This is a genomic window from Streptococcus intestinihominis, assembly GCF_046824975.1.
Taxonomy (GTDB): Bacteria; Bacillota; Bacilli; order Lactobacillales; family Streptococcaceae; genus Streptococcus.
Map to the genome: position 1 here is coordinate 64708 of NZ_JBKQBL010000002.1, position 12704 is coordinate 77411.

The 12704-nt window shown below is 40.6% G+C and carries 15 protein-coding genes and 1 pseudogene; 13 read left to right on the forward strand and 3 right to left on the reverse strand.

Annotation, left to right across the window (positions count from 1 at the left end; genetic code table 11):
* The coding region (locus tag ACLOR3_RS03605; protein WP_412037003.1) for an ATP-binding protein at positions 1-1336 on the forward strand (1336 nt) is incomplete at its 5' end.
* Between the two features lie 336 nt (positions 1337-1672).
* On the opposite strand, the gene pepT is transcribed toward ACLOR3_RS03605, so the two are convergent.
* From pepT to ACLOR3_RS03620, 3 genes are read right to left on the reverse strand one after another with little or no spacing between them, the layout of a single operon-like run.
* Positions 1673-2893, reverse strand: a complete 1221-nt coding sequence (gene pepT / locus ACLOR3_RS03610; protein WP_411400383.1) for a peptidase T — start codon at positions 2891-2893, stop codon at positions 1673-1675.
* A gap of 14 nt (positions 2894-2907) precedes the next feature.
* Positions 2908-3726 (reverse strand): Cof-type HAD-IIB family hydrolase, encoded by an 819-nt coding sequence (locus tag ACLOR3_RS03615; protein WP_411400382.1) that lies wholly within the window; start codon positions 3724-3726, stop codon positions 2908-2910.
* Positions 3723-4475, reverse strand: coding sequence for a LexA family transcriptional regulator (locus ACLOR3_RS03620; protein ID WP_411400381.1), 753 nt, complete (start codon positions 4473-4475; stop codon positions 3723-3725). The genes ACLOR3_RS03615 and ACLOR3_RS03620 overlap by 4 nt, the downstream gene beginning before the upstream one ends.
* A gap of 197 nt (positions 4476-4672) precedes the next feature.
* Between ACLOR3_RS03620 and ACLOR3_RS03625 the strand changes: the two genes are divergently transcribed.
* The 12 genes and pseudogenes from ACLOR3_RS03625 to ACLOR3_RS03680 all read left to right on the forward strand — a co-directional run.
* Positions 4673-5110, forward strand: coding sequence for a GNAT family N-acetyltransferase (locus ACLOR3_RS03625; protein WP_411400379.1), 438 nt, complete (start codon positions 4673-4675; stop codon positions 5108-5110).
* Between the two features lie 61 nt (positions 5111-5171).
* Positions 5172-6995 carry a translation elongation factor 4 gene (lepA, locus tag ACLOR3_RS03630; RefSeq protein ID WP_411400378.1) on the forward strand — a complete coding sequence of 608 codons (1824 nt, stop codon included), beginning with the start codon at positions 5172-5174 and terminating at the stop codon, positions 6993-6995.
* A gap of 139 nt (positions 6996-7134) precedes the next feature.
* Positions 7135-7794 (forward strand): hypothetical protein, encoded by a 660-nt coding sequence (locus ACLOR3_RS03635; protein WP_411400377.1) that lies wholly within the window; start codon positions 7135-7137, stop codon positions 7792-7794.
* A 286-nt stretch (positions 7795-8080) separates the two neighbouring features.
* Positions 8081-8722 carry a hypothetical protein gene (locus ACLOR3_RS03640; RefSeq protein WP_048716120.1) on the forward strand — a complete coding sequence of 214 codons (642 nt, stop codon included), beginning with the start codon at positions 8081-8083 and terminating at the stop codon, positions 8720-8722.
* A gap of 84 nt (positions 8723-8806) precedes the next feature.
* Complete coding sequence (locus ACLOR3_RS03645) at positions 8807-9301, forward strand: YkgJ family cysteine cluster protein (RefSeq protein WP_048716118.1); 495 nt, start codon at positions 8807-8809, stop codon at positions 9299-9301.
* Positions 9301-9993 carry a pyrimidine 5'-nucleotidase PynA gene (pynA, locus tag ACLOR3_RS03650; RefSeq protein WP_411400376.1) on the forward strand — a complete coding sequence of 231 codons (693 nt, stop codon included), beginning with the start codon at positions 9301-9303 and terminating at the stop codon, positions 9991-9993. Before ACLOR3_RS03645 ends, pynA begins: the two co-directional genes overlap by 1 nt.
* Positions 9994-10073: 80 nt before the next feature.
* On the forward strand, positions 10074-10697 hold the full coding sequence (locus ACLOR3_RS03655; protein ID WP_048690666.1) for a hypothetical protein: 624 nt from the start codon (positions 10074-10076) through the stop codon (positions 10695-10697).
* A gap of 89 nt (positions 10698-10786) precedes the next feature.
* Complete coding sequence (locus ACLOR3_RS03660) at positions 10787-11536, forward strand: hypothetical protein (RefSeq protein ID WP_411400375.1); 750 nt, start codon at positions 10787-10789, stop codon at positions 11534-11536.
* Positions 11537-11659: 123 nt separating this feature from the next.
* On the forward strand, positions 11660-11932 hold the full coding sequence (gene rpsP, locus ACLOR3_RS03665; RefSeq protein WP_006596292.1) for a 30S ribosomal protein S16: 273 nt from the start codon (positions 11660-11662) through the stop codon (positions 11930-11932).
* Between the two features lie 19 nt (positions 11933-11951).
* Positions 11952-12191, forward strand: coding sequence for an RNA-binding protein KphA (kphA, locus tag ACLOR3_RS03670; protein ID WP_003001620.1), 240 nt, complete (start codon positions 11952-11954; stop codon positions 12189-12191).
* 43 nt (positions 12192-12234) lie between these two features.
* Complete coding sequence (locus tag ACLOR3_RS03675; RefSeq protein WP_107849268.1) at positions 12235-12567, forward strand: MazG nucleotide pyrophosphohydrolase domain-containing protein; 333 nt, start codon at positions 12235-12237, stop codon at positions 12565-12567.
* Between the two features lie 36 nt (positions 12568-12603).
* Positions 12604-12704, forward strand: a pseudogene (locus ACLOR3_RS03680) (alpha/beta hydrolase); the annotation flags it as partial.

A 12704-nucleotide genomic window follows, 5' to 3' on the forward strand; every position in this document is an offset into this window, starting at 1 on the left:
AGTTCCTTCCTCATCCTTGGTTTCGACAGTGCGAGAGGCTATTGAGTTCTCAGAGCAGATCCAATTCCCTATTGTTGTTTGGCCACTTGCCAGCAAGCATGGGCAAGGTCGTCGGATTGCTAATAACTTGGATGATTTATGTGATGCTGTCGAAAAAGGACTAGAAGTATCGCCACAGGCTCAGTGTTTGTTGGAGCTCTCAACGGTTGGTTTCAAGGAGTTGGAATACATCGTCGTCCGAGATCGTCAGGATAATTATTATCTTGCGGGAAACATTGAGAGTATCGACCCGGTGGGGATCCATTCCAGTGATTCTTATCAAGTCATCCCAAGTCTGACGTTGACAGATACCGAGCATCAGACCTTGAGAGAGGCAGCTTTGTCTATTGTCCGGCACTTGAGACTGGTTGGAGCGACATCCATCAAGTTTGCGCTAGATCCAAAGAGTTACCAATTCTATATTCTTGAGGTCAATCCTTTTGCTTCGGATTCCTTCTCGACCATGTCCATGGCCTTAGGTTATTCGATTTACCACCAGGCCTTATGCTTAAAATTAGGCGACCACCTTTTGGACCTTCCTCATCCTACGATGAAGGGTCTTACAGCCCTGTTTGAACCCACTCTAGATCGTATTTTCTTTAAACTACCCGTCTTTCCAATGGAAAAGGTGACAAAAGTTCTCAATACACAAATTCATTCAGTTGGTGCAATTCATGGTTTTGGTAGTAGTTTGGAAGAAGCCTATCAGCAAGCTGTTGAAAATTTCGGTTCGAATCAATGGCCTAAGCATATTCTAAAAGAGATTTCGGACGATGAACTCATCCAACGGATCGCCAAACGAATGCCATATCGCTTTTCATCTATCTTAGAAGCTTTTCATCGAGGCTTCGAAAGGGAAGAAGTGAGTGACCTGAGTCGAATGGATCCGTTCTATCTCCAGTTTTTATATAATCTTTACTTGTATGAGCGACAAGAGAAGGAGCAACTATGTCCTGAGCTAAAATTACGTTCTTTGGATTTAACAGCTGGATTCGGTCAAGTTGGTGAAAAGGTTTCTTACTATAATTCGATCTGTGGCGAAGATGAGGTGCCAGATTGGAGTCAATGGAGCTTATTGGTTGATCAAGGCGCTCCAGAAGATTCGAGCCAGATTCTTAGACTGATAGATTGCTTGAAGCAGGAGCATGAAAAGGGAAGAAAAGTAGCCCTTCTGACACATCGTCCTTTTGCAGGACATGTAGCAGATACTTGCTTGCGAATCCCCCTCTCAATTTATGAGACTTACCAAGACCAGATTAACAGCCAGTTTGGTCAAGTAGTATGTTTGGATGAATAGAAAAAGAGCTTCGGTCAAGATAACCGAAGCTTTTTTAGGAAAATAACAAACTGTTTATTAAATAAAATAGTCAGCTCACTTTTTAAAAACATGAACTCATTTTTTGATTCAGTTAAGTAGTTCTAAAACTTTCCGCTGTGAGAAAAGTGCCTGAAACAAAATTGTTTCAGGTACTCGGGAGTTTTGAAACCTTAGGTTCAAAACTAAGTCATGGAACTTCTTGGAAGTTCGCTGACGTCCGTACTCACCTAAGGAAAGTTTCCAAGTAGATTAAATATTTTATCTGAAATTCTTTGGTTATTTTAACAGAAGAAATTTTAAAAACAAAACACTGAATTAGGAATGGCTAACAATTCCGATGATGGTATCCACTGCACGTTCCATGGTTTGAAGGCTGACGTATTCAAAGCGACCATGCATATTTTCGCCACCAGCGAAAAGGTTTGGAGTTGGAATTCCCATGAAGGAAATCTTAGAACCGTCTGTACCACCGCGGATTGGTTCGATAATAGGAGTAATGCCTAAATCTTCCATGACTTCCTTAGCCAAATTTACAGGTGTCATATCTTTCTCGATGACCTGTTTCATGTTGTAGTACTGGTCTTTAAGTGTCAAGAGAACACGTTCGGCACCAAGTTCTTGGTTCATCTTGCTTGCGATGTCTTCCATCATGGCTTTACGGGCTTCAAAGTTCTCTGTTTCGAAGTCACGGATAATGTAGCTAGCATGCGCTTCCTCAACAGTCCCCTCGATATTCATCAAATGGAAGAAGCCTTGGTAGCCATCTGTTTTTTCAGGGCGGTCTTCTTCAGGGAGTTGATTGTGGAAGTCAATGGCTAACTGGAGAGCATTGACCATTTGGTTCTTAGCAGTACCTGGGTGCACATTGCGCCCTTTAAAGGTGATTTCAGCTCCTGCAGCAGAGAAGGTTTCGTATTGCAATTCACCAAGAGGACCACCGTCCACTGTATAAGCGAAGTCTACATTGAAATCTTCTGCATCAAACTTATCTGCTCCGACTCCGATTTCTTCATCTGGTCCAAAGCCAACTCGGATTTCGCAGTGTTTGATTTCTGGATGAGCATTCAAGTATTCGATGGCTGTCATAATCTCGGCAATCCCTGATTTGTCATCTGCACCAAGAAGGGTCGTACCGTCAGTAGTGATCAAGGTTTGACCTTTGTAGTTATGGAGGTTAGCAAAGTCGGCTGGATCAAGAGAATAACCAGAATCACCAAGAGGAATAGCGCCACCATCATAGTTGTCGATGATTTGTGGGCTGATATTCTCAGCATTAAAGTCAGCTGTATCCATATGAGAGATAAAGCCAATCTTTCGGGTGAGACTTGGATCGTTTGCTGGAAGCGTTCCGATAGCAAAACCATTTGGAAGGTAGTAGACATTCTGAAGTCCAACTCGTTCCATTTCAGGAAGCAGTACATTCTTTGCAAACTCTACTTGAGAAGGTGTACTAGGAGTTGTTGTAGAAGTCTCATCAGAGCGAGTGTTGACTTTGACATAAGTTAAAAAACGTTCTAATAGTGTTGGGTATTTCATTTGTTTTTCCTTTTCTAGTTCTGTGCTTGTAAAACATAGCGTTTGATAGCAGTAGCGACACCGTCTTCTTCGTTAGAAGTGGTAGTGACATCAGCCAAGGCTTTGATAGCAGCTGGAGCATTGCCCATAGCAACTCCAAGACCCGCGTAGTCAATCATTTCAATATCGTTGTTCTCATCGCCGATAGCCATGACCTCTTGCCTTGGAATTCCTAAGTATTCAGCCAGAGCCTTTAAGCCAGTCGCTTTATTTACCCCTTTAGGAAGGATCTCAAATAGGATCGGTTGGGAGCGAATAGTGTGGAAGCGCTGGGCTAATACTTCTTCATAGGTTTCTTGAAAGACATCAATCCGCTCTTTCTGATCGATAAACATTCCTTGGAAAATCGGTTGTGCCTCAAGAATTTCTTCTAGGCCAAGTGACACGGGGACTGCAGAAACGATGCTAGCATCCATTTTAGCTATTTCAGAAGGTTTTCGATTCAAAATGATATAGCGATTTAAATCGAATAAACTTAATTGAGGATGGATCTCCTGAGTCAGTTGATCGAGATAAACCAAATCTTCTTCAGATAAGGCATCATAACTGATAACAGACCAATCTGATGATTTGACAGTTGTACAACCATTATTAATCACAGAGTAGGAGTGATTACTTTTGAAGCCGATTTCTTCAAAAATTGGACGAACACCAGAGAGAGGGCGACCTGTACAGATGACGACGTTTACACCAGCAGCTTCAGCATCCAAAAGAGCCTGCTTATTAGCAGGACTAATGGTTTTGTCTGGTGATAAAAGTGTCCCATCTAAATCAATAGCAACTAATCGAATCATAGCTCATCCTCCTTAGCTGGTAGAAAGCTAGCAATGACTTTTCCGATGACTCTTGGTTCTTCTTCTAAAGTAATAATCTTATCACTATACTTTTTATTGAGGGAAACGAGACGAATCCCTTGTGCTTCACGGAAGACACGCTTGATCAAGGTTTGCCCGTCGTACTCAATAGCATAGATGGCACCAGCAGTATCGTAGAAAGTTTGCTTGATTAGGGCAACAGATCCCTTTGGATATTTAGGTTCCAGCGAGTCTGTATGAATCCAAAGTGCTAGATCATAAGCCAGTTTTTGATCAAACCAAACCAAATCTCCCTTAGAAGCACTTTGACTTGCAGCATAACTGTCGAAGACCGTATATGGTGTGTATTTTTTCTCAATGCGCTTGCGTTCAGCCTGCAAAACCAATAAGCGATTGGCTTCCTCTAAGAGTGAATCTTGAAAATCCTCATCCAGTTGCTTATAGATAAACTCAATCTTAGAATCCTCCAAGCTATCTGGTTGTCCATAACGAGGATCTAGGTCAGAGATGGGGATTTCAAAGAAGCTAGCAATCTTTTCTAAGTTCTCACTGACTGGAAGAGAAGTCCCTTTCACATAGCCGGTCAAAGTACTAGCTGGAATACCAGTTGTACGAGATAAATCGACCTGTTTCTTATTTTGAACCTTTAATAGTTCTCTTATTTTTTCTGAAATAATGCGCAAAGCCTCTTTATCTTGTGGGCTTGCTTTTCCACGTCCTCTTGCCAAGAGCTTCACCTCCTTTTACATTACAATTAATTATAGCGAATTAAATCGAAAAAGTAAATAGAAATCCTTTATTGTTCATTAATTATTTCAATTCGAATTAAATAGAAATACAATATATTCTATTAATATATTTTAAAACTTGATATTTTTAGGTATAAGGTCTAAAATAAAGGAAAAGACTTCATGGAGGTAGAAGTATGATTCGGACCGTTCAAATTAAAGATGCAGGTCAAATTCGTGATTTGTGCCACCAGGCATTGGGGTATGATTCGACTGTTGAGAAAGTTGCGACTCAGATTGATAAGTTTAATAGGCCAGATTCGGGTCACTTTTGCTTTGTTTACGAAGAGGACCAAACTGGAAATATTTTAGGCTATGTAGAAGCAGAAGCCTATGAGAGTATATATAGCGATCCGGGTTTAAATGTTTTAGGACTTGCTGTTTTCCCTTCTGCCCAAGGACGTGGGATCGGTCGGCAATTGATGGAGCGAGTTGAAACTCTTGCTCGAACTCATAACTATTCCTTTATTCGTTTGAGTTCTGCCTCTCATCGTAAAGAAGCTCATGTTTTTTATGAACATATAGGCTATGAAGGAAATAAAACACAGAAGCGATTTTTGAAAATAATGGATTAAGATAGGCAAAGGCCTATCTTTTTTGTTATAATATACTGAATAGTTTTATAAGGATGAAAAAATGAATTTAGAAGAATTAAAGAAACGTCAAGAGAAGATTCGGAACTTCTCCATTATCGCCCATATTGACCACGGAAAGTCAACCTTGGCGGACCGAATCTTAGAAAAAACCGAGACCGTTTCTAGTCGGGAAATGCAAGCCCAGCTTTTGGATAGCATGGATCTGGAACGGGAACGTGGGATTACCATTAAGCTGAATGCCATCGAGTTGAATTACACGGCTAAAGATGGGGAAACCTACATCTTCCACTTGATTGACACACCGGGACATGTGGACTTTACTTATGAGGTTTCTCGTTCGCTGGCTGCCTGTGAGGGAGCCATTCTCGTAGTGGATGCGGCTCAAGGGATTGAAGCTCAGACCCTAGCCAATGTTTACCTGGCTTTGGATAACGATTTGGAAATCCTGCCAGTTATCAATAAAATCGATTTGCCAGCTGCCGATCCAGAACGGGTGCGCACAGAAGTAGAAGATGTCATTGGTTTGGATGCCAGTGAAGCAGTTCTAGCTTCAGCCAAGGCTGGTATCGGGATTGAAGAGATTTTGGAACAAATCGTTGAGAAAGTTCCAGCTCCTACTGGGGATGTTGCTGCTCCATTGCAAGCCTTGATCTTTGACTCAGTATACGACCCATATCGTGGAGTTATCCTTCAAGTTCGGGTGGTCAATGGTATTGTGAAGCCTGGCGACACCATCCAGTTGATGAGCAATGGTAAGACCTTTGATGTGACTGAGGTAGGAATCTTTACTCCTAAATCAGTTGGTCGTGATTTCCTTGCGACAGGAGATGTTGGTTATATTGCAGCCTCTATCAAGACTGTTGCGGACACTCGTGTCGGGGATACGGTGACCCTAGCGACCAATCCAGCAAGTGAGCCCCTTCATGGTTACAAGCAAATGAACCCAATGGTCTTTGCCGGTCTTTACCCAATCGAATCTAACAAATACAATGATCTTCGCGAAGCTTTGGAGAAGTTGCAATTGAATGACGCTAGTCTTCAATTTGAGCCGGAAACATCTCAAGCCCTTGGTTTTGGTTTCCGTTGTGGTTTCTTGGGTCTCCTTCATATGGACGTTATCCAGGAACGCTTGGAGCGCGAGTTCAATATTGACTTGATCATGACAGCGCCGTCTGTAATCTATAAGGTCAATTTGACAGACGGAGAAGTGCTAGATGTGTCCAACCCGTCTGAGTTCCCAGATCCAACCAAGATTGCTTCAATCGAAGAACCTTATGTCAAAGCGCAAATCATGGTGCCACAAGAGTTTGTTGGAGCTGTCATGGAATTGGCCCAACGCAAACGTGGGGACTTTGTAACCATGGACTACATCGATGAAAATCGGGTTAATGTCATCTATCAAATCCCACTAGCGGAAATTGTCTTTGATTTCTTTGATAAATTGAAATCTTCTACGCGTGGCTATGCAAGCTTTGACTATGAGTTGTCTGAATACCGTCCATCTAAATTGGTTAAAATGGATATCCTTCTCAATGGCGATACTGTCGATGCTCTCAGCTTTATCGTTCACAAGGACTTTGCCTACGAACGTGGTAAATTGATCGTTGAGAAGCTCAAAAAGATTATCCCTCGTCAACAGTTTGAAGTGCCTATCCAAGCAGCCATCGGTCATAAAATCGTGGCCCGTACAGATATCAAGGCTCTTCGTAAGAATGTCTTGGCCAAGTGTTATGGTGGGGACGTCTCACGGAAACGCAAGCTTCTTGAAAAGCAAAAAGCTGGTAAGAAACGGATGAAAGCGATTGGATCTGTAGAAGTACCACAGGAAGCCTTCTTGTCAGTTCTGTCAATGGATGAGGAGTAAGCTTCTCTTTGAAATATTCGAACAAACCAAACGTCCCGCTAGGGGCGTTTTTGTATCGGACTAGACAAATAGCGCTTTCAAAACTTCATTGAACGTGATACACTAGAGGTATCAAAACCCATCACAAAGGAGAGGAAAGATGAAAAATAAGTTCCTACTAGCGACCGTCTCGGTCTTATCAGCTGTTGCCCTTGTAGCTTGTAGCACACCTAAAAATGAGTCTAGAAAACCATTGTCATCTGAATCTAGTTCCACTGAGGTGGTAAAAAAGAGCAAAAAATCCTCTAGTAAAAAGACTTCTAGCAAGGTGGAGTCAAAATCATCGGATAATACCAAGAGTTCTGTCGAAACCAAACGGGTTGGTTCTGCAGATTATGGTTATATCGATATCCCAAGCAAGTGGATTAAATTTACAGATATAGATGGTGGAGACAGCATTCAATTTACAGATGGAAGTGCCTACAATATCGTTACCATGAACGGGTATACTAAAGAGAAAGCAAATGTCGGTGAAGGGGAAGTCTTCAACGCAGAGTTGATTGCGAACCGAATTGCTTACTATTGGAAGGACAATAAAGAAGTAGAGAAAATGTGGGGAGCTAAAACCACTGTCTCAGGTAATGAAGCTTTGCAGCTGAATATCATCCTTAAATCTGGACAATACCTCATAACTTGGGTCTTCCAAAAGGATGATAAGGTATACTTGATGTCTTTTGAAGGGGATAAAGAGACTTTGGCTCAATTCATTCCTTACATTGAGGAAACTTGGAGTTTGGATGAGAAAGGTCCAAAAGCCTAATGCATTCGTGAGGAAGTTGGTAACATTATCACCAATTTTCAATACATGATAGAATAAGATTTGGACGCAGTCATTAAGTTCTATTTCTTGGAATAATTAACTTCTTACAACCTGGTTAGCAAAGAATTTCTCAGGTTGTTTATCCTTAAGAAAGCAGGGACTAATTCAAACAGTTCATCAGTTTGAATTAGTTCTTTTTTTTTTGGTCAGAAATTTAAATGGTCCTTTTAAAATAGAGTATAAGATGTTAGACTAGTGTATATAATCTATCATAGAGGAGAGAAAGATGAAAAATAAGTTCCTACTAGCGTCAGTTATGTTTTTGTCTGTTATTAGTCTTTCTGCTTGTACCAGTCCAAAGAAAGAGTCCAGTAAATCATCGGCAGCGTCTAGCTCCAAGAATGTGGTGAAAGAAGCAACAAAGTCAAGTAGCAAGGTAAAGGAAGAACTATCAGATAATAGTGAGAGTCTCGCAGAAACGAAACGAATTGGATCAGCAGATTTTGGGTATGTCAATATTCCAAGTGATTGGGTAAAATATACAAATGAAGAAGGTGGAGATAATATCCAGTACTCAGATAAAAGCGTGGATAATGCGATTATTTTGAACGCTACTACTAGAGAAAGAGCGGGTGTCGCTGAGGAGGAAGACTTTAATGAAGTGATGTCTCAAAGATTTGAGAATGACTTGAACGAAATAAATAAAGTAGTAAAATCGTGGAGATCTACTAGCAAAGTTGGAGGAAATGTAGCCACCCAATTAAACATGATTCTTAAGTCGGGTCGACATGTTACTTGCTGGTTTTTTCAATTAGATGGGAAGATGCATTACATTGCCTGTCTTGGAGATGAAAAAACATTAGCTCGATTAACCTCCTATGTAGAAAACACTTGGAGCCTTGATGGAACAGGTGCCGTGACGGATTAATGAAGTGAGATAGATCTCTGGATCTATCTTTTTTCACAGTCTTTGTGGTATAATCTTTCTATTGTTTAGAAGAGGAAATAGAGGATGACTCGAGAAATTGACTTAGAAAAATACCATCAGTTAGCGCTTCAAAAACAAAAGGAGCACCGCAAGGTATTGGCGAATCTGAAAAAGAAGCCTCCTAAAAATCTAGATAAAATAGCCCAAGAGATTCACGATGAAGTCTTTCAAGAAATTGATTGTACAGCCTGTGCCAACTGCTGTAAGACCCTAGGACCCGATTTTAAGGAAGCAGATATCACGCGCATCGCCAAGTATTTCAAGATGAAGCTTCCCGCTTTTGAGGCGGAATTTCTTCAAGTCGATGAAGATGGAGATAAGGTTTTTAAATCCATGCCTTGCCCTTTCTTGGGTGGTGATAATCTCTGTTCCATCTACGATGTGCGTCCTAAGGCTTGTCGAGAATTTCCTCATACAGACCGAAAGAAAATCTACCAGATCAACCATCTGACTATCAAGAATACCCTCACTTGCCCAGCAGCCTATTTATTTGTAGAAAAATTGAAGGATCGTTTGTAATGACATATACATTTTTACTTTTTGACCTAGACCACACCTTGTTGGACTTTGATACAGCGGAGGAAGTGGCCTTAACACAATTTCTCCAAGATCAGGGGGTTCAAGATATTCAAGCCTTTAAGGATTACTACAAACCCATGAACCAAGGGCTCTGGAAAGATTTGGAGCAAAAGAAGATTAGCAAGAAAGACTTGATTATCAGCCGGTTTGCCATCGCCTTTGCCCATTTTGGAAGACAAGTAGATGGTGAAGAGATGGCCTTGCGCTACCAGGACTACATTAGTCAACAGGGACAGACTTTCCCAGGAGCAGAAGACTTGTTAGCCAAGCTAGTAGAAAGAGGTTACCAGCTCTACGGTGCTACCAACGGCGTTACTGCCATTCAGCAAGGACGTTTGAAGCAATCAGCCATCACCCCTTATTTCAAAGAAATTTTCATCTCTGAACAATTAGGAACTCAAAAACCGGAAGTGGCCTTTTACGAAAAGATTGGGAACCTGATCCCAGGATTTGCTAAGGAACAAGCTCTCATGATTGGGGATTCTTTGACGGCGGACATCGCTGGAGGCAATGCTGCGGGGATTGATACCGTCTGGTACAATCCGGATCACAAAGAAAATACCAGTCCAGCAGTGCCGACTTATGAAGTGGATTCTTATGAGGCCTTATTGGCGCTCTTGCGAAAAGATTAGCCTAGTACGGATAACAGTTGCTTTCAGTTAGAGGTAAAAAGGAATTGACCTGAAAAGAAGGAGAGTGTAAACGGGGATAAATGATTAGAAAGAGTTTATTTTTTCAATTTCTTATTCGACTAGCTTATATCCTCCTATTAGCTGGTGCAGCTTTCTATCTGTTATTCTTGTTAAATGGGATGGATTGGGATCAAGCTACTATCCAGGAAAGAAAAGGGTTTCGAGCGTGGATTATGCTTGGCTGTACGGTTTCTTTCATTCTCATTCGGCAAGTATTCGAATTTGTTCGTCTGATTTGTAAAACAAGCAGAAAAGGCAGAGAGTTTTCGCAGGAATGGATCGAATCAATCTCTTTGCAGGAAATAGAGAAGGAAGCGGAATTCAGAGAACCGAGGTTGAAATTACTTGTATATAAGGGCTATTTGATAACCTACCGGTCTTGTTTCGACTATCTGAGAATAGATGAGGACATTTGGAAAATCCAACTTCAGAAATTTCAAAAGTATAGTTATAGTAGATACTCTGGTAGAAACAAATCACTTCTTCCTCCTAAGTATTTTCTTGTGTTAAGGGATTTTGACTACAAGGAATACTATCTCGCTATTAGCTATCAGAAAGAGGAGTGGCATCACTTTTGGTCCTATCTGATCAGGGAATATCCATGGATAGAGTGCAGCGGTGATGTGGAGGAACATCAAATATAAGCGTTTCTTTAAGAATCTGAACAAGCTTTGTTCAAATTTCATTCCATTACAAACTAGCTCTCGGGCTAGTTTTTTGTTATTATGGATAAATGAATATATTTAAACAAATACCATTCAATATTAAGAAATGGGTCGGCTACCTAGTTCGTGCATTCTTCACGGTGGTCGCTCTCTTGATTTGTTTTCTCTTTTATTTTACTAATCAAGAAGAAAAAGAAATCCAACAGCAAATTTCTGGCTTTTATCAGGAAGCAGGATTTAAAGGAGACCTACATTTTAAAGCAGCTAAACTCCATGGGATGTCGACCAAATATGCTTATACCTATCAAGAAAGAGTTGAGGGAAAGACGGTTCAGTTTGACTTTCCCGATGCGACTCATCTATCAAAAGAAGAAACTGGGAAAAACTATGACACGGCAGGAGAACTGGCTCAACATTACAACAGTTGGTTAGTAGCTCCGTTCTTCGAAAGAGCCTTTACGGAATCTCAAGGATTTCAACAATTAAAGCAAGAGATAAAAGAGCGATTCCATCAACAGGGCCTCGAGGTAAGCGAGATTCGTCTCCAGTTACCAATACAAAATCCCGATTTTGAAGATCAGTTAGCAAGAGACTTGCTAGCTGCCGAGAAAGCTGGAGAAACGGATCTTCGAGGGATTCTAACCTTGGATTATGCTACCTACCGCCAAATTAAGGGATTTTCCTTTACCGTTACAGTGACTTCCCTCGCCAAAGAATTTGAAGGAAAGCACTTGGATGTATCCGGTCTTCCTCCTGGGAACTATGTGATTGAATCGGATTCCAAAGATGAAGGATCTTATTACTTTGAGATCGATTAAAAAAATTTTAATAGTGTCAAGTTTTTTTCTTGACAGGTCTATAAAATGTGTTATAATAGAACATGTGCTAAATAGCTTGTCTATTTCACCGAAAATTAAAATATAGAAAAGAGACTTATAAAAATGGCAGTTAAAATTCGTTTGACTCGTATGGGTTCTAAGAAAAAACCTTACTACCGTATCAACGTAGCAGATTCACGTTCACCACGTGATGGTCGTTTCATCGAAACAGTTGGAACTTACAATCCACTTGTTGAAGAAAACCAAGTTACTTTGAAAGAAGACCGCGTTCTTGCATGGTTGGCTGATGGAGCTCAACCTTCAGATACAGTTCGCAACATCCTTTCAAAAGAAGGTGTCTTGAAGAAATTCCACGATTCTAAATTCTCAAAATAATCATAAAGTAGGTTGATGTATGGATACGATTGAAAATCTTATTATTGCAATTGTGAAACCTTTGATTTCACAACCGGATGCCTTAACCATCAAGATCGAAGATACTCCTGAATTCTTGGAGTACCACCTTGACCTTGATCCTAGCGATGTTGGTCGAGTGATCGGTCGGAAAGGTCGCACCATTTCTGCGATAAGAACGATTGTCTACTCTGTCCCAACTGAAGATAAAAAAGTAAGAATCGTTATTGACGAAAAATAAAAAGGCGGGACATTGTCCCGTTTTTTTGTTGCAAGGAGAAGGAATGAGAGATTTAACAGTTAGACAACTAGAGGAATACTTACTTGATCATTATCAACAATCTAGAACAGAAGAAGGACTTTTTATCAAACTAGTGGAAGAAGTTGGAGAAGTCGCTGAGGTTTTAAATGGACGTTCAGGTAGAAAAGAAGGTGTCCAAGATTCAAACGAGGTATTGGCAAAGGAGTTGGCAGATATCATTCATTACACAGTGGCAATTGCAGCTATCAACCATATCGACCTAACGAAGACCATTTTTGAAAAAGACAAGAAGGCAGCCATCAAGTATCAGCATGAACAAGATTTGGAAGGCTTTTTAGCAAGAAAGTCCATTTGAGAAAATCTATTGAACGTGATAAAATAAAACCTAAGAATGTTAAGTGAATTGTTGTTTAGAAGGAGTTATTTTGATATGAACCGATTTGAAGTAACTACAAAGATTGGTTGTCTCTCTGTTACTTATAAAAAGGGAAA